The organism is Paenarthrobacter sp. A20, assembly GCF_024168825.1.
Classification (GTDB): Bacteria; Actinomycetota; Actinomycetes; order Actinomycetales; family Micrococcaceae; genus Arthrobacter.
In genome coordinates, this window is record NZ_JALJWH010000001.1 from 4,119,154 (window position 1) to 4,140,700 (window position 21,547).

23 protein-coding genes are annotated in these 21,547 nt (G+C 63.0%); 4 read left to right on the forward strand and 19 right to left on the reverse strand.

Annotated elements, in window-relative coordinates:
• Positions 1-54 precede the first annotated feature (54 nt).
• The 5 genes from J3D46_RS19125 to J3D46_RS19145 all read right to left on the reverse strand — a co-directional run bounded on the left by J3D46_RS19125 (position 55) and on the right by J3D46_RS19145 (position 6,211).
• Positions 55-3,123 carry an AAA family ATPase gene (locus J3D46_RS19125; protein WP_253468515.1) on the reverse strand — a complete coding sequence of 1,023 codons (3,069 nt, stop codon included), beginning with the start codon at positions 3,121-3,123 and terminating at the stop codon, positions 55-57.
• Positions 3,120-4,310 carry an exonuclease SbcCD subunit D gene (locus tag J3D46_RS19130; protein WP_253468517.1) on the reverse strand — a complete coding sequence of 397 codons (1,191 nt, stop codon included), beginning with the start codon at positions 4,308-4,310 and terminating at the stop codon, positions 3,120-3,122. The genes J3D46_RS19125 and J3D46_RS19130 overlap by 4 nt, the downstream gene beginning before the upstream one ends.
• A gap of 71 nt (positions 4,311-4,381) precedes the next feature.
• The gene (locus J3D46_RS19135) at positions 4,382-5,332 is read right to left on the reverse strand and encodes an aquaporin (RefSeq protein ID WP_253468519.1); all 951 of its coding nucleotides are present in this window, start codon (positions 5,330-5,332) and stop codon (positions 4,382-4,384) included.
• A 158-nt stretch (positions 5,333-5,490) separates the two neighbouring features.
• Entirely contained in the window at positions 5,491-5,835 is a 345-nt protein-coding gene (locus J3D46_RS19140) for a DUF202 domain-containing protein (RefSeq protein ID WP_253468521.1), read from the reverse strand.
• 19 nt (positions 5,836-5,854) lie between these two features.
• Complete coding sequence (locus tag J3D46_RS19145; RefSeq protein WP_175538584.1) at positions 5,855-6,211, reverse strand: YidH family protein; 357 nt, start codon at positions 6,209-6,211, stop codon at positions 5,855-5,857.
• Between the two features lie 82 nt (positions 6,212-6,293).
• On the opposite strand from J3D46_RS19145, the gene J3D46_RS19150 reads away from it, so the two are divergent.
• Positions 6,294-7,364, forward strand: a complete 1,071-nt coding sequence (locus J3D46_RS19150; protein ID WP_231340901.1) for an ADP-ribosylglycohydrolase family protein — start codon at positions 6,294-6,296, stop codon at positions 7,362-7,364.
• Here the strand turns inward: J3D46_RS19150 and J3D46_RS19155 are convergent, their stop codons facing one another.
• From J3D46_RS19155 to J3D46_RS19175, 5 genes are all read right to left on the reverse strand, one after another.
• Positions 7,365-7,922, reverse strand: coding sequence for a DUF4395 domain-containing protein (locus J3D46_RS19155; protein ID WP_253468523.1), 558 nt, complete (start codon positions 7,920-7,922; stop codon positions 7,365-7,367). It lies immediately after the preceding gene.
• A 77-nt stretch (positions 7,923-7,999) separates the two neighbouring features.
• The gene (locus J3D46_RS19160; RefSeq protein WP_231340903.1) at positions 8,000-9,010 is read right to left on the reverse strand and encodes an exonuclease domain-containing protein; all 1,011 of its coding nucleotides are present in this window, start codon (positions 9,008-9,010) and stop codon (positions 8,000-8,002) included.
• A 95-nt stretch (positions 9,011-9,105) separates the two neighbouring features.
• The gene (locus tag J3D46_RS19165; RefSeq protein WP_253468525.1) at positions 9,106-9,792 is read right to left on the reverse strand and encodes a hypothetical protein; all 687 of its coding nucleotides are present in this window, start codon (positions 9,790-9,792) and stop codon (positions 9,106-9,108) included.
• Positions 9,789-10,736 carry an ABC transporter ATP-binding protein gene (locus J3D46_RS19170; RefSeq protein WP_253468528.1) on the reverse strand — a complete coding sequence of 316 codons (948 nt, stop codon included), beginning with the start codon at positions 10,734-10,736 and terminating at the stop codon, positions 9,789-9,791. Before J3D46_RS19170 ends, J3D46_RS19165 begins: the two co-directional genes overlap by 4 nt.
• Positions 10,733-11,134, reverse strand: a complete 402-nt coding sequence (locus J3D46_RS19175) for a GntR family transcriptional regulator (protein ID WP_231340906.1) — start codon at positions 11,132-11,134, stop codon at positions 10,733-10,735. Before J3D46_RS19175 ends, J3D46_RS19170 begins: the two co-directional genes overlap by 4 nt.
• Positions 11,135-11,263: 129 nt before the next feature.
• Between J3D46_RS19175 and J3D46_RS19180 the strand changes: the two genes are divergently transcribed.
• Positions 11,264-12,028 carry a DedA family protein gene (locus tag J3D46_RS19180; protein WP_231340927.1) on the forward strand — a complete coding sequence of 255 codons (765 nt, stop codon included), beginning with the start codon at positions 11,264-11,266 and terminating at the stop codon, positions 12,026-12,028.
• A gap of 74 nt (positions 12,029-12,102) precedes the next feature.
• On the opposite strand, the gene rdgB is transcribed toward J3D46_RS19180, so the two are convergent.
• The 6 genes from rdgB to clpS form a co-directional block, all read right to left on the reverse strand.
• Positions 12,103-12,765, reverse strand: coding sequence for an RdgB/HAM1 family non-canonical purine NTP pyrophosphatase (gene rdgB, locus J3D46_RS19185; protein WP_253468530.1), 663 nt, complete (start codon positions 12,763-12,765; stop codon positions 12,103-12,105).
• Entirely contained in the window at positions 12,762-13,520 is a 759-nt protein-coding gene (gene rph, locus J3D46_RS19190) for a ribonuclease PH (RefSeq protein WP_256491571.1), read from the reverse strand. Before rph ends, rdgB begins: the two co-directional genes overlap by 4 nt.
• A gap of 46 nt (positions 13,521-13,566) precedes the next feature.
• Positions 13,567-14,364, reverse strand: a complete 798-nt coding sequence (locus J3D46_RS19195; protein WP_159702039.1) for an MBL fold metallo-hydrolase — start codon at positions 14,362-14,364, stop codon at positions 13,567-13,569.
• Positions 14,361-15,431, reverse strand: coding sequence for a glutamate racemase (gene murI / locus J3D46_RS19200; protein ID WP_253468532.1), 1,071 nt, complete (start codon positions 15,429-15,431; stop codon positions 14,361-14,363). Before murI ends, J3D46_RS19195 begins: the two co-directional genes overlap by 4 nt.
• A gap of 64 nt (positions 15,432-15,495) precedes the next feature.
• Complete coding sequence (locus tag J3D46_RS19205) at positions 15,496-16,062, reverse strand: DUF2017 domain-containing protein (RefSeq protein ID WP_231340909.1); 567 nt, start codon at positions 16,060-16,062, stop codon at positions 15,496-15,498.
• Positions 16,055-16,417: an ATP-dependent Clp protease adapter ClpS gene (gene clpS / locus J3D46_RS19210; RefSeq protein ID WP_231340910.1), complete on the reverse strand. Its 363-nt coding sequence runs from the start codon at positions 16,415-16,417 to the stop codon at positions 16,055-16,057. Before clpS ends, J3D46_RS19205 begins: the two co-directional genes overlap by 8 nt.
• A 37-nt stretch (positions 16,418-16,454) precedes the next feature.
• Here clpS and J3D46_RS19215 point away from each other — a divergent pair, with 37 nt between their 5' ends.
• Together J3D46_RS19215 and J3D46_RS19220 are read left to right on the forward strand one after the other, a co-directional pair.
• Entirely contained in the window at positions 16,455-17,783 is a 1,329-nt protein-coding gene (locus J3D46_RS19215) for a nicotinate phosphoribosyltransferase (protein ID WP_253468534.1), read from the forward strand.
• Positions 17,783-18,409, forward strand: coding sequence for an isochorismatase family protein (locus J3D46_RS19220; protein ID WP_253468536.1), 627 nt, complete (start codon positions 17,783-17,785; stop codon positions 18,407-18,409). Before J3D46_RS19215 ends, J3D46_RS19220 begins: the two co-directional genes overlap by 1 nt.
• Positions 18,410-18,481: 72 nt before the next feature.
• Here the strand turns inward: J3D46_RS19220 and J3D46_RS19225 are convergent, their stop codons facing one another.
• From J3D46_RS19225 to nagB, 3 genes are all read right to left on the reverse strand, one after another.
• A complete protein-coding gene (locus J3D46_RS19225) occupies positions 18,482-20,257 on the reverse strand; it encodes a DEAD/DEAH box helicase (protein ID WP_231340913.1) in 1,776 nt (591 codons plus the stop codon).
• Between the two features lie 112 nt (positions 20,258-20,369).
• Positions 20,370-20,708 (reverse strand): DUF3039 domain-containing protein, encoded by a 339-nt coding sequence (locus tag J3D46_RS19230; RefSeq protein ID WP_089595519.1) that lies wholly within the window; start codon positions 20,706-20,708, stop codon positions 20,370-20,372.
• An 8-nt stretch (positions 20,709-20,716) separates the two neighbouring features.
• Positions 20,717-21,499 carry a glucosamine-6-phosphate deaminase gene (nagB, locus tag J3D46_RS19235; protein ID WP_159702380.1) on the reverse strand — a complete coding sequence of 261 codons (783 nt, stop codon included), beginning with the start codon at positions 21,497-21,499 and terminating at the stop codon, positions 20,717-20,719.
• Positions 21,500-21,547 lie beyond the last annotated feature (48 nt).

The window sequence follows — 21,547 nt, forward strand, 5'->3', positions numbered from 1 at the left end:
CCTCCTCCCGATGCGCGCGACCCGGTGTAACGGGTTAAGTCTATCGGATATGTCTCAGACCGGAACTGCTTCGGCAATTCGCACGTTTGATCCGTGGCGTCCCTTGACCACCTGAAGCTGGCTGGTAATGCGCTGCTTCATCTCCCCAACGTGGCTGACAAGGCCAACCACCCTGCCGCCGTCGCGAAGTCCTTCCAGGGCGTCCATCACCTGCTCCAGCGCCTGCTCGTCGAGGCTGCCGAAGCCTTCGTCGACGAAAAGCGTCTCGATGTCCACGCCGCCGGCCTCTTGTTGAACGACGTCCGCGAGACCGAGGGCCAGGGACAACGACGCCATGAAGGACTCGCCGCCGGAAAGGGTGGATGTGTCGCGCCGCTGGCCCGTCCATTCGTCCACTACCTCGAGCCCGAGCCCTGACTTTGCCCCGCGCGCTGCCTTGGCATCTGTATGTTGCAAGGTATAGCGGCCGTCGCTCATGGCGACGAGCCTTTCCGAGGCGGCTATGGCGACTTGCTCCAGGCGTGCTGCCAGAACATAGGTATTCAGGCTCATGCGATAGCTGTTTTCACCGGAGCCCCTTGCTGTGTCCGCCAAATCAGCCAACAGGCGGGCCTTGTTTCGTGGCTCCATCCCGGCCGCTGCAAGGTCCTGGTACTCCTTCCGGCAGCGAGCAATGGCTTCCACCGAATTAGCAGCCAGCCCTGACTGCAAGGATGCGGCCCGGGCACTGTCCGTTGCACCAGCAGCAGCGAGCTTCGCTTCGGCAAGTTCGGCCTCAAGCAACGGCATTTCGCCAATACTGGCTTCCTTGGCCGCCAGCACCAGGTCCTCGCTGGCAAACAACTCGTCCAAGCGGGACGATTCGGCGTCGAAATCGGCCAAGTCCTTTTCAAGGCCCACAACATCAGCCGGCGGGAGGATTTCCCCACGTGCTTCCTCGGCCGACTCGAATCCGGATTCCGGCAGGACCTTTCCCAGGGACGCGACAGCGTCATCCCGGGCCTGTCCGGCAACTTCCAGTTGTTGGCCGGCATCGGTGGCTGCTTGCAGAAGTGCGCGCTCAGCCGAGAGCGCCTCCAACCGTTCACGCAGGCTCGTGAAGCCGCCCCTTAAGCCAGCGAGATCCGCTTCAAGGGAAACGTATTGCTCCTGCAGCAGCAGCACAGCCGAGGACGCCTGTGCTTCTGCGCTTACTGACCCGGTAAGTTCTTCCTGTACGCGGACGATGCGTTGGGTGAGGGCATCATGCTCGACGCGAAGCTTCTCCAGCGAACCTGCTGCCTTGCGTGCCACCGAGGCGGCCGCTTGGGCAGAAGCACGCTTGGAATCGGCTTCGGCGGCGTCCGTTGAGCCTCCCTGCGCCACCAATCCGGCAAGAACCTGGGCTGCCGAGGAGACCTGCCCGGCGAGGAGTCCCGCAGCTTCCTCGCTTACATCAAAGCGCTCCTTCGCTTCCTCCTCTTCCTGGGCGAGGGAAAGCGCCGATCGCACGGCTGCGGCAGGATGAGGGTGGTCTTCGCTGCCGCAAACGGCGCAGGGCTTCCCGTTTTCCAACGACGCCGCCAGCTCCCCTGCCGCGTTGGCAAGGCGGAGCTCACGGATATCGAGCCACCGCTGCCTGAGGTCCTGCGATGCCGACCGGGCGTGGAGATGCTTCGAGGTGATCTCATCCAACCCGTCAGCGGCAGCAGAGTGGCGTGCCACTATTCCCACCAGTTCGACGGCCGCCGCAGCATCGCGTTCCAGTTCTGCCAACTGTTCAGCCAGGGGCTCAAGGGGCTCAATCTGTGACTCCACGGTGGCCACATCGTCACGAAGCTGCTCAAGTGCGGTACCGGCCGCTTGCGCAGCAGCTTGATGTTCAGCCAGTTCATCGCGTTTGGCGGCCAGCCGGGCCGCGATCCCGTCCATACGCTGTTCGTCCGGGAGACGGGCCTCAAGAACCGCGCAGCTTGCTTTGACACCTTCAAGGAGAGCAGCCGGGTCTTCTGCGTTCATTCCCGCCGAAACCAGCTTTTCCCGAAGGTTTGATGCCAGCGCTGCTGCGTCCTGGACCTTGCGCACGGCCGAATCAACGGCCTGGAGTTGGCCACTGAGAACGGCAGCACGGCGGTGCTTTCCCAGTGTTTCCTTGTTCTCAAGCGCCCGCGGTGCTGCCAGTTCAAGGAGGACACGCCTCTGCATCGCGGCCCCGAGCCGTCCGTGCCGTATCGACTTCTCCTGGGCCGCCTGGAAATTTTCCGCAAGGCGGGCAGCCATCGATTCAGCCTCAGCGGCCTCATCCCGACGCCGCTCCCACTCCTTGTTCGCTTGGGCTTCCACTCCGGCAAGCCACGCCTCGGGCTCTTGCCCGGCGGCTGGGGCGTCGGCGGTATCTCCGGCAGTCCTGGAATCCCCGGATCCGAAATCCCCAGGCCCGAAGTCCTCAGACCCGTCAGGATGAAGACCAAGCTGCCGGCTCTCTGAGGCAACCTTGTCCAGAAGCACCTTGAGTTCGGCAGAGTTCTCCTGCACTGCGCGTGCGGCCACTGCTGCTTGTTGGGCGAGCTGGCGTTCAACGGCTTCAAAACGGTGGGTGCCGAACAGCTTCTGGAGGAGATCCAGACGGTCGCTGGCCTTGGATCTGAGGAACGCGGCAAAGTCGCCCTGCGGCAGCATGACCACCCTGGTGAACTGGTCCCGGTCCATCCCAAGGACGTCGGAAAGCTCGGCCCCTACCTCGTCATTCCTGGACGACTTCTCTTCCCAGCTCCCGCCTACGCGTTCCCGAAGGAGGGTTTTGGCCTGCTGCGTCGTGAATCCATTGCGGCCCCGGGCACTGGGGCGATCCCATGCCGGTGACCTGGTGACTTCAAAACGCCGTCCGCGTGCAGAGAACTCACACACCACTCGCGGTTCCGCACTGGGTGCCGCGTGGTCGCTCCGAAGCCGCTTACTTTCCTGGCGTGCGCCAGGGACGGATCCGTACAAGGCGAAACAGATGGCATCCAAAATGCTGGTCTTGCCTGCCCCGGTGGCGCCGTTGAGGAGGAACAAGCCCTGCGCGCTCAATTGGTCGAAATCTATGTGCTGGGGCGTCGCAAATGGACCGAATGCTTCGATGTCCAAGCGATGGATTCTCACAGCTCCCCCTCCTCCAACCGGACTGCTTCAAGGGCTTCCCGCAAGGCGGCCTCTTCGGCATCGCCTGACCTCCGGTCCCGAACATGTTCCAGGAATCCGCAGCAGACCTCGAGGTCGTCTTTAGCCTCGGCCAGCCGGTTGCTGTAACTGGTCCTGGTCCGGACCTCGGCTCCCTGAGGATCGAACGAGAGAACCAAAGTGTCGGGGAATCGGGTGCGCACTTTCTCCATCGCCTGTGCAGGCCGCTGCGCATCCGTCAAAGTGACCTGGCAGTAGGCACCTTCCGCCCATGCGTGGTCCGGCGATCCCAGGAGGTCATCCAACTGCCCACGCAACGTGGCAAGGGCCCTGGGTGCGTCCCAACGGACTTCCTCAATTTCAACTGCCCCGCTGGCGTCAATGTCCACCAGCCAGGCGCCCTTATGGTGCATGGCTTCCGAGAATGAATAAGCAAGGGGTGAGCCGGAGTATCGGACATTCGGGGCCAATTCCTGACGCCCATGAAGGTGGCCCAGTGCGGTATAGGCAAAGTCCTCAAAGAGATCCAGCGGCACTGCACCCAATCCGCCGATGCTCAGGTCCCGTTCGCTGTCGGAAGTAATACCTCCGCTGGCAAAAGTGTGCGCCAACACCACAGGGTGGACCGGTCCGGATTCCCTGCGGCGCTGGACATCACTCCGGATCCGATCCACCGCCGCCAATGTGACATCGAAGTGGTTGGCGCTCGCGGCGCCGAGTCGTTCGGCGACGAGCCTGGGTTCGAGATACGGAATGCCGTAGATGGCGACCTCGCCGGCGCTGTTCTTGTCCCCCGTGTTGGCGTCCGTTTCCAACGGGAACACCACTGGTACGTCCAACTCCTCCACCCGTGTCCGCAGGTGTACTCCCCCACGCTCCAGCAGGCGGGAGGCAAATCCCAACCTGATGGCGGAGTCGTGGTTGCCACTGGTCAAGACGACAGAGGCACCAGCGTGCGTGATACGCACAAGCGCGTCATCGAGAAGCTTGACCACGTCCAGCCCAGGCAACGCGCGATCGTAGACGTCGCCTGCTATCAAAACGACATCAACGGCCCTTGCTTCGACGAGGAACACAAGCTGGTCCACAAAGTCGCGCTGGGCATCAAGCATGCCAACGCCGTGGAATGACCGGCCAAGGTGCCAATCGGAGGTATGGAGTAACCGCATATTCCCAAGTTAACCGGGGGCACCGACAATAAAGCGCAGGCAAGCCGCCCGCCGTCGATGCTGTCCGGCTTTTAGCCCTTTTTCCCGTCAAAGAAGTCCCGTGCGTCATCGCCGGCAGGAGCCTGTGGAGACGGTCGCGAAGATGCTGCGTCCGTTGTTGCCGGAGCCGGCACGCTGTTGTCGGCCGCGCTTTCAGCAGCGTCCTCCGTGAGGTCATGGTCAGCGTCGAACGCGTCGTTGACTCCGGTATCGGTGCTTGCCTGGAAATCGCCAGCCTCGGCAGTGTTACCACCCGAGAGTCCCTGGAAGCCACGGAACACGAGTCCGGCAAGGGCCGCGCCCATCAGTGGCGCCACCCAGAAGAGCCACAATCCTTCAATGGCCCATGATGAGCTGAAGAACGCCTGGGCCGTTGCGCGTGCAGGGTTGAAGGGAAGGTTGCCCAGGACCTGGCCGAGCTGAAGCAGCACAGCCATCGCAAGGCCCACGGCGAAGGGAGTCATCGCAGGAACAGCCCGGCGACCGGCCGACGCCCCCAGGAATACTGCAACCAGCAGGGCGGAACCAAGGATTTCGACCAGCAGGACTCCGGCCATCTGCGTTTGTGCCGCAGCATGCTCGCCATACCCCGGCGCCACCACATCGAAGGCAGCTCGGGCGTCCGTCAGCACAGGCACAGTGGTCACCACAAAGTAGATCAGCGCAGCACCAACAACGCTTCCAATGAGCTGCGCGGCCAGGTAAGCGACGGCGGCGACGGCCCGGATCCGGCCGGCAATCACGTTGCCCAACGTGATGACCGGGTTGAAGTGTCCGCCGGAGACGTGCCCGAAGGCCAGCATGGCCACAGTCACCGTGAGGCCGGTGGCCAAGGCGACGGGCACGGGTGCCCCGCTGGGATTCGAAAAGATTCCCACGCCTACCGCTACGACCACGACGAACATCGATCCCAACGCTTCAGCCGACAGCCGGGCAAGAAGCCCCGGCTGGTCTTCGGGAGTTGCCTGTACAGGAGAGGTCATGTCGAGTGTGTCCTTACGGTTGGTATGGAAGCCGGCGTGGGCGGCAGGCAGCGCACTGCACGATGATGTGGACGGCGTAGTTCTCCGACGCAAAGTGGTGGAGCCCTAGTGCATCTTGCCAGCCGAGTCTGGGCAGTTGCTGAATCCCGCCTCCGAGCCTAGCCGCCCAATGCTATGGCAGCGATGGCCGTACCACCAAGGCCCACCACGGCCAGCGTGCTGACCAGGACCAGCCGGGCCGATGCTGCCCCGTTACCAAGGTGCAGCTGGCGTGAGCGAATCCACACGACGGAGGCCAGGACGATGGTGGCCGCAGCCGCCATGAGCGCACAGATCCCCTGGTAATCAAGTCCGGGAAGGCCGGCGACGAGGTTGCCCGCGGAGGGCTCGGACGTCAGCCAACTCCGCCAAATGAACAGGTCAACGACCACAAGGGAGATCAGGGTCCGCCGCCATGCCAAGGTAGTGCGCTCGGGCTGGAGGCCGGGATCGCGGGTTTCCATGCTTACGGGGCAACCCTTTTCATCGGGCCACCAGGATCAGCACCGCAAAGGCGAATGCCGCCACGGCCACCACGATCGTCATGAACAGCATGACGCGGGAGAAAGGCAGTGCCTGGTCGTTGCGCATGGCCGCTTCCATCTGGCCCCACCTGCGATAGGACAAGGCGGCCAAGCCAGCCCCAACCAAAGCCAAAAGTACGCAAAGGACCAGCCGGACGGGCGTCGGCGCGATATTCGGGGCAAGCTGGTCAACGGCAACCGCACCGGCGAGCAAGGCCAGGGAGGTGCGGATCCATGCGAGGAAAGTGCGTTCGTTGGCAAGCGAAAACCTGTAGTCAGGTGTCTTGCCTGTCCGTCGCCAAGCAGGTTCGCGCACGTTGTCTCTCCAAGGTTTCATAGGTGCCGGGCAGCTTCCCCACCATACCAGCGGGGGTTCCCGGGCACGGTAAGTTACTGGCATGAGTGTTGAACCTTCCTCCGCCGCCGCGCCGTCCTTCGAATCCCGTGTCCATGGCTCACTCTTGGGTGGCGCGCTGGGTGATTCCCTTGGCTACGCAGTGGAGTTCGATTCCGTTGCCGCTATTCGCGGGCGCTATGGTTCTGCCGGTCTTACCACTTTTGCGCAGCTCGAGGGCGCAAGCCACTTTTCGGACGACACCCAGATGACGCTCTACACGGTTGACGGACTGGTGGAAGCCCTCGAATGGGCGAACGACGGCGTTGCGGCCGACGAAATCGCCTGCCTGTGGCTCGCGTACCTGCGGTGGCTCAACACCCAGGATGTCGTTGCTGCAGCCTCCGCTCCCGTCCCGCAGCCGCGATGGATCGACGCCCAGGAAGTCCTGCGGCACCGCCGCGCACCGGGCAACGCCTGCCTCAGCGGCTTGGCAACCGGCGCCATGGGTACTGTGGCGCGGCCCGTCAATCCCGATTCCAAGGGTTGCGGAACAGTGATGCGCTCGGCACCCTTCGGGCTCATCCCCCACATTTCCCGGGAGGCCGTTTACAAACTCAGTTCCGACGCCGCCTCGCTCACGCACGGTCACCCCTCGGCTCGACTCAGTGCAGCTGCCTTCAGCCTGCTCATCCATAACATCGTGGCCGGCAGCGATGTCCGCGACGCTGCCAACGAGGCACTCGACTACGTGAACGGGGTTCCCACAAAGGCCCCCGAACTGGGGGAAAGGCTTGAAGTTGCACTGCAGTTGTCACTTCGGCCAACGGTGGTGAGTCCCGAAGAACTGACCACAGCGCTGGGCGAGGGGTGGATAGCCGAGGAAGCACTCGCCGTCGGGCTCTATGCGGTGCTGGCCACCAGCGGCACCTCACCGGCGGAGCATTTCCGCAACGCCATTGCCCTTGCCATCAACCACAGCGGCGACAGTGACTCGACAGGATCCGTCGCGGGCAACATCCTCGGGGCCCACTACGGCGAAGAATGCCTGCCCGGCGACTGGCTGGAGGCTTTGGAGGCACCGGAGGTCATCCGCGGCATGGCAGACAGGCTGCTCGCCGTCACCACCGGCTAGTCAGGCCGACGTCCGGCGAAGCGCGATGTTGTTGCACGCTTCGCAAATATCAGCCGGAATGAGGCCACGGCGCTGCAGGAAGCCGAAAATCGCGCACCCGAGGCAGAAACCAACAAATGCTTCCAACGAGGCAGCCACAATGAGGAGCGCCAGCAGGACCCAGGCCGCCGGCTGGTAGCCGATGAAGAAGAGCACGACGGCGGCACTCGTCAAGGCAGCACCCATGCCTTGGGCGAAGCGCTTCGGAGGTCCGGCCACCAACTTGGCGTGCCCAATCCTGGGCGCCAGCACCTTGACCGAAAGCAGCGCGAGCGGGGATATCCGGGGACCAAAAAGCACACGAAGCCAGAAGCCGACCGCAAGGACCACCAAACCCCAGCCCCAGCCGGTCAGCAGCGTTGCGACAGCCAGCACCACGACCAGTCCCGCAGTGATCCGGGCGGCGTATTCGTTCACGGGGTTGGGGAAAGCGAAAACAGCCCGCCAATCCACCCCGCCGATTGTGGCGGCGCTGGCAGGCCGGCGCTCGGCTGGTGCGGAAAGGGTTGGTTTGGTCATGCCCCAAGGCTAGGAGCGCTGCTGTTGAAGCGGGAAGCATTGTTGCGCAGTATGACCATCTCAGCTGCTGGTTGCAGCTAGGCCCCGCCCACCATTTGCAGGAACTCGCCCTCGGAGACCACTTCGATCTGTTGGCCCTTGGCGTGAAGTTCCAGGACCCGTTTGGCCTTGCCCGTGAGTCGTCCGGCGCGAAGGTCCCCTGCCACGAACCCGTCGCCCACAATGAGCACAGTGGTCCGTGCGGTCACCCGGCTTTCGGGCCGTGCCCCCATGTCGGCCGCCCGTGATTTTGCTTCCGGGCGCGTGATCGCGAGGTCGCCCGTGAACACCACAGTCTGCCCAAAGAGCGGATGTCCAGGCTCCGCCGCGGGGTTGGGCAAAGGGTTGGGGCCTTCCTCCGGCCAGGCAGACCAACCGCTGGGGCCACCGAGGGCTCGTTCGAGGGAGGGTTCGGCAGTGCTTCCAGTCCTGGCCGCGAGCGCCGACATTGTCGCTTTGGAGAGGCCCTGCGCGGGATCGAAGGCCGGCTGCTGGGGCAGGTTCAGGCCAAGGGACAAATAGAGTTCGGCGATGCTGTTGGCGTTGTTCCGCCGGGCGATGTCCACCAAAATACCGGCGCAGGCACGGGCGTCCTCTGCGGCGTCGTGGTGGTTGACCAGGGGTACGCCGGCCTCTTCCGCCGCGTAAGGCAAGGAGTTGGACACCAGTGAGTAGCAGCGGCGGGACAGCATCACCGTGCACACATAGTCATAGGCGGGTCCGGCAAGCCCTGATACTTCCAAGCCTGACCGGATGACGCCGAGGTCGAAGGCTGCGTTGTGTGCGGCGAGTACGTCGCCCCCGATGAAGGCGCCGATCTCAGGGAAGAGTTCACCGAACCGCGGGCGACCTGCAACGTCTTCGGCCCGGATGCCATGGATACGCGTGTTGTGGAATTCGAAGTGGTCATGGTTCTCCGGTGGCCGCATGAGCCAGGAGGCTTCTTCCACCACAACACCGCCGCGGACTTTGCTGAGGCCCACCGAACACGGCGACCCCCGGAAGCCGTTGGCTGTTTCAAAGTCGATCGCCGTAAAGTCCAATGCCACTGGACAAGATTACAGCCGGAAAAGGCCGCCCCAGCCGATTTCCCCGGCGGGGCGGCCCTTCCGGCCTGCTTTGTGGTGAACACTACATTCGAGGCTTACGGCGTCGCCCTGCGAAGGGTTGTGTAGGATCCGGCTGCGAGCACAACGCACAGCAGGGCTGCCCATCCACTGACGCTCAACGGGGTCTGTTGGGCGAACCAGCTTCCAACGTGTCCCCACCATTCGAGCCAGGTGGCGAGGGCGGCAAGGCCGATCAGGGCCACTGCCGATCCCAGTGTGGAGACCAACGTGCCGCTTGTCCCCCAGCGCTTGAAAATGGTGGCGAACCAGAATCCGATGATGAACATGAACATCATCACAACGAAGAAGAACGCTGCGGTGGAGTACCAAGGCCCGTCTGTTACCCACGGGATCTTGAAGAAGTAGCCGTAGACACCCCACCCGTTGGTCGCCCCTTCAATCACACCGCCCAACAGGTAAAGGCCCGTCATGCCGAGTGCGATCAGGGAGAACAGTCCCAGGGTGCCGAGATAGAACGCCCTGCGGCTGATGCTCAGGCCCTGCGAGAACGGGAAGACCAGGGTCATGCTCTGGATTCCGAGGACCAGGAAGTACCACATTGGCGCCTGGCTGCCCCCTCCGTACTTGCCTTCCTGCACGGGGATCAGGGCGAAGATGGCGAGCGACATCAAGAAGGACGCCGCCAGGATGGTCAGGGGCCATCCAATGTATGTCCACTTGTTGATCAGCTGCATCCGGGCAACTGCCATAGTCCTGCTCATCGCTTTGCCTCCAACGTGTCATCGGCGAATTCGCCGGGGGTGGGTCCTGGGCCGGCAGCTCCATCACCGCCTGCCCGGATCATGGTTTTACGGACCACCAACTGCTGCAGGGAAACGGGCGACAATTCAAGGCCCAGCTCCTGCGCCTCGGCTCGCTCACTGCCTCCGAGGACCTCGTCCACTGTCACCGATGCCAGCGACCCGAGAGTCTCACGGTGGAGAATCTTCTTGCCCGCCAGGAAGGCATCCACCTTGTCAGCGGAACCGGAGACTGTGACGGCAGAACCCCGGATGTCCTCGGCATCTGCGTCCATGATGATCCGCCCCCTGTCGATCACCACCACGTGTTCCAACAGGTTGGCCACTTCATCTATCAGGTGCGAGGACAGGATGATGGTGCGCGGGTGTTCCGCATAGTCCTCAACGAGGCGGTCGTAGAACAATTGGCGGGCAACGGCGTCGAGTCCCAAATATGGTTCGTCAAAGAAGGTCAGCTCGGCCCGTGAGGCGAGGCCAATGATGACTCCGACGGCGGAGAGCTGGCCCCGGGAGAGTTTCTTGATACGCCGTTTGACGGGGAGCTGGAAGTCTTCAGCCAGACGGTCGGCGAACTCCTGGTCCCAGTTCTTGTAGAACAGCGCTGCGGATCGGAAAGCGTGGCGCGGCTGGAAGTCGTCAGGGTATTTCTGCGATTCCCGGATGAAGCAGATCCGCGACAGCACGGCCTCGTTTTCATAGGCGCTGGCGCCGAAGACAAGGGCTTGGCCGGATGTGGCGAAGGCCTGTGCGGTCAGGATGGACATCAACGTGGTCTTGCCTGCGCCGTTTCGCCCGAGCAGCCCGTAGATGCGGTTCGCGGAGAGGCTCAGGTTGACGTTGTCCAGTGCGTTGACGTCTTTGTAGTGCTTGATCAGGTTACGGGCCTCGACGATGGTTTCGTTCACAGGGCCGCGCTCCTTTCCTTGTCTGTCCCGGGTTCCGGGGCAAGCCCGGAGCTGCGTTCAATCATGGTGTTCAGCTGCTCTGCCGAGATGCCCAGCTTCCGGGCCTCCAGTGCCAGCGGCTTGACGTACTGTTCGAAGAATTCCTCGGTCCGACGCGCTATCAACTGGGCACGCGCTCCCGTTGCAACGAACATCCCTATCCCCCTGCGTTTGTAGAGAATCCCTGAGTCCACCAGCACATTGACGCCTTTGGCAGCCGTTGCCGGGTTGATGCGGTGGAAGGCTGCGAACTCATTGGTGGAGGGCACTTGGGATTCCTCGGCCATGCTGCCGTCCACAATTCCGTTCTCGATGAGTTCGGCGATCTGCATGAAGATCGGCTTGCTGTCATCGATCATGAGCACCACCGCCTCACTGGTTCATTACTCATGTAACTAACCATACAAGCAACGAGGCAACTGTCAAGGCTTCTACGGAAAATCGCGACGACGGCCGTCAAGTAGGCTTGTTGGGTGATCTTTTCTGCGATAAGCGACCTTGCCGTATCCACTTTCGGGGGCGCGGGACCGGTGCAGCCTTCCATGGCTTCGTTCCTGCCGGACTGGTTGAACCCCCAGATCTTCCTGGCCGACCCCGCCCTGGCACCTTGGGTTGTGCTGCTGGTGTGCGGCATTGTCTTTGCGGAGACCGGCTTGCTGGTGGGCTTCTTCCTGCCCGGCGACTCCATGCTGTTCACGGCGGGCCTACTGGTTGCCACAGACACGATCAAATTCAACGTCTGGGCGTTGGCAGGCCTGATCATCGTCTCGGCAATCATCGGGAACCAGACCGGCTACCTCATCGGCTCCAAGGCCGGCCCAGCCATCTTCAACCGCCCCGACTCAAAGCTCTTCAAGAAAGAGAACGTCGAGAGCGCCCACGCCTTCTTTGAAAAGCATGGCGGCAAGGCGTTGATCCTGGCGAGGTTCGTGCCCATCATCCGTACCTTTGTGCCGGTAATCGTCGGCGTTGCCCAGATGGACAAGCGGAAATTCTTCCTCTTCAACGTCATTGGAGCCGTCCTCTGGGGCGGCGGAGTTACCCTGCTGGGCTACGTCCTCGGCGATCGTGTTCCGTGGGTCAGCGACAACCTGGACATCATTTTCATCGTCATTGTCCTGATCTCCGTTATCCCGGTCATTATTGAGGTTGCCCGGGGTTTCATGGCCAAGCGCAAGGCTGCAGCCCAGGGCACCGATCCCGTGGAGGAATTCATCGAGGAACACGAGGGCGGCAAGCACAGCGAGCCCTGAGGCTCCTCCAACGCTCACCTCAGATGAAAAAGGCACCCCGCATGGCGGGGTGCCTTTTTGCTTGCAGTCAGAGGCTACGGGGCTTTGGCCCCGGTCAGCGCAGACACGATCGCGGGAAGCAGGGCACGGAACGCCTGGCCACGATGGCTGATGGCATTCTTCTCCTCGGAGCTCAGCTCCGCACAGCTGCGGTCCATCCCTGCCGGCTGAAGCACGGGGTCATAGCCGAAGCCACCATCACCGCGGGGTTCACGCAGGAGTGTTCCTTCCAGCTGGCCATACTCCACGGTCTCGTGGGCGATGCCCTCGGTACCGGGCACAGCCAAGGCCGCAGCACAGACAAACGCTGCTCCCCGGAACGAATCGGGTACATCGGAGAGCTGGGCCAACAGCAGCCTCAAGTTGGCAGCGTCGTCGCCGTGGGTTCCTGCCCATCGGGCGGAGAAAATGCCCGGAGCCCCACCCAGGACATCCACAGCCAAGCCGGAGTCATCCGCGATGGCCACCAAGCCCGTCGCCTCTGCCACAGCGCGGGCTTTGAGGAGCGAGTTCTCGGCAAACGTCACGCCAGTTTCCGCAACGTCCGGGCCGCCTGCCGCAGCGGCATCCACTACTTGGGTGTCGACGTCGAGCCCTGGGACCTGGCCCCGCAGCAGCTCGCGGAGTTCCTTTAGCTTCCCCTTGTTGTGAGTGGCAAGGACGAGGCGGGGAGCCCCGGATTCCAGTGCGCCGCTCACGGGGCTTCGGCCAAGGTCTCGCGCTGGATAGCGGACAATTGGCTGGTGCCCAGGAGGGCAAGGTCCAGCAATGCGTTCAGTTCGTCCCGGTCGAACGGTGCGCCCTCTGCGGTTCCCTGGACTTCGACGAACTTGCCGGAACCGGTGACCACCACGTTCATGTCCGTCTCCGCACGGACATCCTCCACGTACGGCAGGTCAAGCATGGGGACCCCGTCGATGATGCCAACGGAGACAGCTGCAATCGTGTCGACGAGCGGCTCGGCGTTGCGGGCGATGAGCTTGTTTTCCCGAGCGAAACGGATTGCTTCTGCCAGCGCCACGTAGGCGCCGGTGATCGCAGCCGTGCGGGTACCGCCGTCGGCTTGCAGGACATCGCAGTCAAGGACGATGGTGTTTTCACCGAGCGCCTTGGTGTCGATGATCGAGCGCAGCGAGCGGCCGATCAGGCGCGAGATCTCATGCGTGCGTCCGCCGATCTTGCCCTTGACGGACTCGCGGTCCGAACGGGTGTTGGTGGCACGGGGAAGCATCGCGTACTCGGCAGTGACCCAGCCGCGGCCTTCGCCCTTGAGCCAGCGCGGCACACCCTCGGTCAGAGAAGCCGTGCACAGGACCCGGGTGTTGCCGAACTCGATCAGCGCCGATCCTTCGGCCTGCTTGGACCAGCCGCGGGTAATGCTGATGGGTCGCAGTTGGTCGGGTGTACGGCCGTCAGCACGAATGACGGGTGTGGCTGTAGCTTCAGAAGTCATGGTTCAAGCTTAGCCAAGCTGATGGCACTGCCCGACGCCGGTAAAGCTAGATCGTGTAGTGGACTCCGGCCACGGCAACGGCGACATCGCCGGCGAACACTGGTTTGGCCTCGGAGAGCACCTTGGTTTGTGATGTCCACACAGGGATGTGGGTGAGGAGGAGGCGCCTTGCCCCCGCGTTCGTTGCGGCCTCGCCAGCGCGCTTGCCGGTCAGGTGGACGTCCTTGATGTCGTCGTCCCTGCCTTCCTCGAAGGCCGCCTCGCAGAGGAACAAATCGGATCCCTTGGCCGCGTCTTCGAGCCCTTGGCAGGAATCGGTGTCGCCCGAGTACGTCAGGATCTTGGTCACCGGGACGCCGTCCTTCCCGGGCTCCGTAGCCGTCACGCGCAGAGCGTAAGCCTCTTCAACAGGGTGATTAACGGCGTAGGGAGTCACAGTGAACGGACCCACGGTGACAGGCTTGAGTTCGGCCCAGTTGGTGAAGTCGAATTCCTCGTGCATGCCGGGATCCAGTTCCAAGCCATAGGCGGTGGCCATCCGGTCCGCTGTTGCAGCAGGGCCCCACACCGGCAGCCTGTCCCGGCCCCATCCCCCGGGCTTCCAGCGAACAGCCACGTGGAGCCCGCACAGGTCCATGCAGTGATCCGGGTGCAGGTGGGTGAGGAAGATCGCATCGATGTCCTCGAGGTCGGTGTAGCGCTGGATCGCTCCCAAGGCTCCGCTGCCCAGGTCCATGACGATCTTCCACTCGCGCTCACCGTCGTGCGCTGTTACCAAATAGCACGACGCCGGTGATCCGGGGCCTGGGAAGGAACCGGTGCACCCAACAATGGTCAGTTTCACAGTCCACGCCCCAAGGTTGCGCCCGCTCCGGCGTTGAGGGTGTCGCCGGGTTGCACGAAATACGAACGGCGGGACAGGCCGGAACCCGAACGTGCCGCTTCCAGCATCTCGGGAGTAATGCGGGCGAGGCTGCCTGTCGGGTACTGGGCAGCTACGTGATCCACGTGCTTCACGGAGAGGACTTCAGGTCCCAGGAAGCGCCGGGCCAGGGTCTCGAACTGGTCGGCATCGCCGGTGGCGATGAATTCGTGGCTGGGCGTGCTGGACTCTGTCCGCTGGATCCCATGGTTGGCCAAAGCCCGGTAGACGTCCTTGGCGGTCTCCTCGGCGCTGGAAACGAGCGTGACGTCCTCTCCCATGACGAAGGAGATAACACCTGTCAGCAGCGGGTAGTGCGTACATCCCAGGACAACGGTGTCCACACCGGCGCGTTTGAGCGGCTCCAGGTACTCATGTGCAGCGGCGAGCAGGTCCGGGCCGGTAGTGATTCCGGCCTCCACAAAGTTCACGAAGGCGGGGCACGCCACAGATGTGATGGTGAGGTCCGGAGCGGCCGCAAAGGTGTCCTCGTAGGCACGCGATCCCACGGTGGCCGACGTTCCGATGACCCCGATCTTGCCCGAGCGCGTAGCGGAGACCGCACGACGCACTGCCGGCTGGATGACCTCGATGACCGGAATGCCATAGCGGGCCGTATAGCGTTCGCGGGCGTCCCGCAGCACGGCCGCTGACGCCGAATTACACGCAATGGTCAGCAATTTCACGCCCGAGTCCACCAACTCGTCCATCACGCCCAAGGCATTGGCACGCACTTCGGCGATGGGAAGCGGACCGTAGGGGCCGTTGGCGGTGTCGCCGACGTAGAGGATTGATTCATTGGGGAGTTGATCGATGATGGACCGCGCTACGGTCAATCCGCCCACGCCGGAGTCGAAAATGCCGATCGGGCGGGCGCTTACCAGTTCCCCCGCGCTGATGGAGGCCCCACTGTCCGGCGCGCTGCCTGGTGAACCCGATGCTGAAGTCATAATTATTCGAGAATAAGGCTTCCCATGGTGTGCGGCCATTACCTGTGGTCTCCGCCTCGTGTCTGATTTGTCACAGGGCAGGAGCACCAACGGGCCGTCGTGATCAGGATTTCCCCTGCCTTGCGGCCATCATGGCTTGAACCAAGGACTCCTGGAGCCACGTAGTGAAGTTGTAGACCAAGGCCAGGTAACTCTCTACGTCCTCCGCCTGGCTCCAGTCCTGCATGCTGTGAATGTGCTCGGCGTCCGCTTCGTCCCGGATATCCAGTCGTTCAGCCAGGACCAGCCGGACGTCGTTCAGCGCCATGGACCAACGAGTAGCATCTTCCGGCGACAGGACGAGGTCGTCCTTGTCCAGTCCCAAGGCGGCAGCCTTCAAGGCCCCGATCTTGTTTTCCCGCACGGAGCGTTCGGTGAGTTGCCGGAACTCCAGCGAGCCGCCGTCGTCGTCCTTCATGACGTTGGGCAAGAGCCGCAGGAGGGCGCGGTCGCTCGGCTGCTTGACGTCCATGTCCAGGCCGATGAGCGCCGCCAGTGGGTCCTCGTTCTCCCGCACGTCCTGCTCCAGCATGGAGATGACGTCGTCCAGCAATCCGCGCAGGAGATCGCGTTCGGCGGGTTCGAGGTATCCGGAGATGCCCTTGAGTCCGTACTTAAATGCCTTAGCCACGCTGCCGGCCGCCCTTTCCGGGTGTTTCATTGCCGCTTGCAGCTTTCTCCACAGTGGCCCACAGACCAAAACCGTGCATGGCCACCGCGTGCTGCTCCACTTGTTCCTTGCTGCCGTGCGCCACAATCGAGCGGCCCTTCTTGTGGACCTCCATCATGAGCTTGTGCGCTTTGGAGTCGGAATAACCGAAGTAACTCTGGAAAACAAAGCTCACATAGCTCATGAGATTCACGGGATCATTCCAGATCACAAGGTTCCACGGGATATCAGGGGCTGTCAGGACATCGGTGGAGGACTGCTCCGCGGCTTTGGTCCGCTCATCGATGTCCGTGCCATACGCAACGCTAGGGCTCATCTGTCCATTCTATGGCGGCTCGCACTAGAGTGAATTCGTGAGTAGAGCCACGTCCTGGGACCATCCCGCAACTTCCTTGTATACAGACCACTATGAACTGACGATGCTTCAGGCCGCCTTGCACTCGGGTGCAGCGCATCGCCGGTCGGTGTTCGAAGCCTTTGCCCGGCGTTTGCCCGATGGCCGGCGTTATGGCGTGGTGGGGGGCACCGGGCGCCTCTTGGAAGGCATCGCCGACTTCCGGTTCGGCGATGCTGAACTGGCATTCCTTGAACAGAACAAGGTGGTCAACCAGGAGACCTTGGACTTCCTTGCCGGCTACAAGTTCAGCGGCGACATCTGGGGCTACGCCGAAGGTGACGCCTATTTCCCCAACTCCCCCATCCTCATCGTGGAATCCACGTTTGCCGAGGCCTGCATCCTGGAAACCTTCATCCTGTCAGTCCTCAACCATGACAGCGCCATAGCATCCGCTGCCTCGCGGATGACCTCCGCGGCCGGCACCCGCCCCTGCATCGAGATGGGCTCCCGGCGCACCCAGGAGGAATCGGCGACGGCGGCAGCCCGCGCCGCCGTGATTGCCGGCTTCGCCAGCACCTCCAACCTGGAGGCCGGGCGGCGCTACGGCATCAAGACCGTCGGTACGGCCGCCCACTCCTTCACGCTGCTCCATGACACCGAGCGCGAAGCGTTCGAAGCACAGATCGCGGCCTTCGGACCCGGGACGTCGCTGCTGGTGGACACCTACGACGTCGAAACCGCTGTGCGCACCGCCGTCGAACTAGCCGGCGACAAACTCGGGGCAGTCCGCCTCGATTCCGGCGATCTGATTGCGCAGGCACAGTGGGTCCGCCAATTGCTCGATGACCTTGGCAACGTCAACACCCGCATCGTGGTGACATCGGACCTCGACGAGTTCGCGATCGCGGCCCTGCAGTCCGCCCCGGTGGACTCCTATGGTGTTGGCACATCGCTGGTCACCGGTTCCGGTGCCCCGACCGCCAGCATGGTCTACAAGCTGGTCAGCCGCACCAACGACGCCGGGGAATTCATCTCGGTGGCCAAGGCCGCCAAGAACAAGGCGAGTGTTGGCGGACGCAAATACGCCCTTCGCAAACTCAATGACCGAGGCCGGGCCACCCAGGAAGTCGTGGGGATCGGCCACCCTCCCGAAGACGACGGCAACGACCGTGCCCTGCTTCACCAGTTCGTGAAGAACGGCGAGGTATTGCCGGGCTGGACAGGGCCCGAAGGCGTGGTTCGCGCCAAGGAGAGGCACGCCGCAACCATGGCCGAGCTTCCCGCCGTCGTCAATCGGCTGCAGCGCGGCGAGGCCGCCATTCCCACAATCTACGAGGAGAACTGATGTCCCGCGCCCTGATCATCGTCGACGTCCAAAACGACTTCTGCGAGGGCGGCACCCTGGCCGTCGAAGGTGGTGCGGCCATCGCCGGAGCCATCACGGAATATGTAGACGCCAACCAGCAACACTTCGACCACATCGTGGCAACCCAGGATTGGCACATCGAACCGGGCGACCATTTTTCCGATGACCCCGACATGGTGGATTCCTGGCCTCCGCACTGCCGGGCCCGGACCAAAGGCGCGGAGCTGCACGAGGACCTGGACCCCGAGTACATCCAGGCATATTTCCGCAAGGGCCAGTACACGGCGGCCTACTCCGGATTCGAGGGTGTCCTGGCGCCCGAGGATGACGTTCCGTCAGGAGACATCAAGGCAGGTGCAGCCTTAGCCGAAGTCTTCGACGAAGACGCTATTGGCCTGGACGACTGGCTGCAAAGCCACGACGTCGAGGAGGTCGTCGTCGTAGGCCTGACGACGGACTACTGCGTCAAGTCGACAGCGCTCGACGCAGTCCAGGCCGGATATGGCACGACGGTCATTGCCGGGCTTACCGCAGGAATCGCAGAGGACCTCGATGGGGTGTTCGACGAAATGGAAGCGGCCGGCGTCGAAGTTGAACGCGACTGAGACAGCGTAATGACAGCAAAGGGCGCCGCAACCGCGGCGCCCTTTGGCGTATCTGACTGGGTCTGGAGGCGGCTATTTCCGGCCGATGAACCAGTCCTGGAGCTTGCGCAGGCGGGCCTGCAATTGCTCCTCATTGGCTTGGGCGACTGCCGGGCCGCCACACACTTCACGAAGTTTGGTGTGCACAACTCCGTGCGGGGTGCCGGTACGGGCAGCCCAGGCAGCGACGTTCTTGGCCAGCTCGTTCCGAAGATCCATAAGCATCCGGTGGTCAGGCACAGCCGGTGCGGCCGCAGCCGCCAGCGGTGACTGGCGTTTCTTGCGCGACTGCTGATCGTGCTGGCGTTGACGCAGCAGCGTCCCCACCTGCTCGGCGTCGAGGAGCCCGGGAATGCCCAGGAAGTCCAGTTCATCATCGGAACCGATGTCCGCTCCCGTGCCGAACTCGCCACCATCAAAGAGGACGCGGTCAAACGACGCTTGGGAGTCCAGTGCTTCGAACTTGCCCTTGGTGAGCTCGTCCGATGCTTTGTCCTCCCGGTTGGCCTCTGCCATGAGGTTCTCTTCGGGATTGAAGAGGCCGTCCTCGTCCTTCTCCGGGCGGTCCAAAGCGTGGTCGCGCTCTGCCTCCATGGTGTTGGCGAGAATCATCAACGGCGGCACGGACGGCAGAAAGACCGACGCCGTCTCGCCCCTCTTGCGGGCACGCACAAAACGTCCCACGGCCTGGGCGAAGAACAACGGCGTGGAGGTGGAGGTGGCATAGACGCCGACAGAAAGGCGCGGCACGTCAACACCTTCGGACACCATCCGGACAGCCACCATCCAGCGCTGTTCACCCGCGGAGAAGTCCTCGATCTTGCTCGAGGCCTTGGAGTCGTCCGAAAGGATCACCGTGGGCGACTGCCCCGTGATTTTCTTCAGCTGGCCCGCATAGGCGCGGGCGTCGTCGTGGTCCGTGGCAATGACCAGCCCACCGGCGTCCGGTACCGTCCGCCGGACCTCGCTGAGGCGCTTGTCCGCCGCTGCAAGGACAGCGGGGATCCACTCGCCGGTGGGATTCAACGCCGTGCGCCACGCCTGTGAGGTGATGTCCTTGGTGACGGCAGCTTCACCCAGCGAGGCAGCCATTTCGTCACCGGCGCTGGTACGCCACCGCATCTGCCCCGAATAAGCCATGAAGAGCACGGGGCGGACCACGTGGTCCCGCAGCGCATTGCCGTAACCGTAGGTGTAATCGGCTTTCGAACGCCGGATACCGTCACGGTCCTCGGCGTATTCGACGAACGGAATAGGCGAGGTATCCGAACGGAACGGGGTACCTGTCAGGGACAAGCGCCTCGCAGCCGGATCAAATGCCTCACGCAGGCCGTCTCCCCAGGACAGGGCTTCGCCGCCGTGGTGGATTTCGTCCAGGATCACCAAGGTGCGCGCCGCTTCAGTCTTGGCGCGGTGCAGCATTGGCTTGCTGGCTACCTGCGCATAGGTGACGGCCACGCCCACGAAACCGCGACCGTGCTGGCCATCGGAGTTCTTGAAGTTGGGATCTATCGCGATCCCGACCTTGGCTGCGGCATCTGCCCATTGCCTCTTCAAGTGGTCCGTGGGAGCAACGATGGTAATCCGGTTGACCACGCCGCTGTCCAGCAGCGTGGTGGCGATACGCAGGGCGAAGGTGGTCTTACCGGCGCCCGGCGTTGCCACGGCGAGGAAGTCCTTCGGGTTGCGGGTCATGTAGAGGTCAAGGGCCTCCTGCTGCCAAGCGCGAAGCTTGGGTGCGGTGCCCCAGGCGGCCCGTTCAGGGTACGCCGGAGGCAGGGATGGACCACCAAAAAGTGTCTCTGTCATGCTGACTCCCCCGGCCTGATGGCAACGACCATTAACCCCGGCTCCTTGGGCACACCAAAGCGCACAATAAAGCGGTGACGATCAGAAGGGACCCGTGTTCTCTTCCCACCCACTACTTGGAGTTGCCCGGGCCGCCGTTTTTTCCACCGTCGTTGCCGGGGCGGAGGCCTTCGTAGATCTCCTTGCACTCCGGGCAGACAGGGAACTTCTGCGGATCGCGGCCCGGCGTCCAGACCTTGCCGCACAAGGCAATGACGGGCTCGCCGGTCAAAGCCGACTCCATGATCTTTTCCTTGCGGACATAGTGGGAAAACCGCTCACGGTCGCCGGGTTCCACTTCCTGGCGCGTTTCCTCGCGCTCAATGGTGGCAGTGGACGTTCCGGCTCCGGAAAGCTCGCGCATGGGGTCGTTTTCGAATGGATCCGGAGGAAGCGTAGTCATGCCAAACATCTTACCGTCTACAGCCCCTGCCACTCCGGCTTGTTGTCGTAGGTGTGCCGATAGTAATCAGCCAGTTTCAGCGAGGACGCGGCTGCCTCGTCCACCAAAATAGTGGCGTGGGGGTGCATCTGGAGGACGGAGGCGGCGCAAATGGCGGCTACCGGCCCCTCTACGAAGTCGCGCACAGCCTGCGCCTTTTGGGCGCCCGTTGCGACCAGGACCACATGGCGGGCATCCATGATGGTCCCCAGGCCCTGCGTCACCACGTGGTGGGGAACGTCGTCAATGGTGTCGAAGAAACGGGCATTGTCCTTGCGCGTCTGCTCAATCAAGGTCTTGATGCGCGTCCGGGAGGCAAGGGAAGAACCGGGTTCGTTGAAGCCGATGTGCCCGTCGGTCCCGACACCCAGGATCTGGAGATCCACGCCGCCCACGGCCTTGATGGCGTCCTCATAGGCCTGGCATGCAGCCTCAAGGTCCTCGGCCGCACCGTCCGGCCCGTGGACATTCTCCGGCTTGATGTTCACGCGATTGGTAAATTCGCGCCGGATCACCTCGCGGTAGGACTCCGGGTGACCGGCTTCAAGGCCTACGTACTCGTCCAAGGCGAAGCCGTGGGCTTCACTGAAGTCCAGTCCCCCGGCGTCGTAACGGCGTGCCAGTTCGTCGTAGACAGGCAGCGGAGAGGATCCCGTAGCCAAGCCCAGCACTGCATTCGGCTTGCGGCGCACCAACGCTTCAATGGCATCGGCTGCAAGTGCACCGATCTGCTTGGTGCCAGGGAGAATGACAACTTCCATCGTCACGGCCTTTCTAAGTAGGGTCTAAGAGCTTTCTGACACAGACGT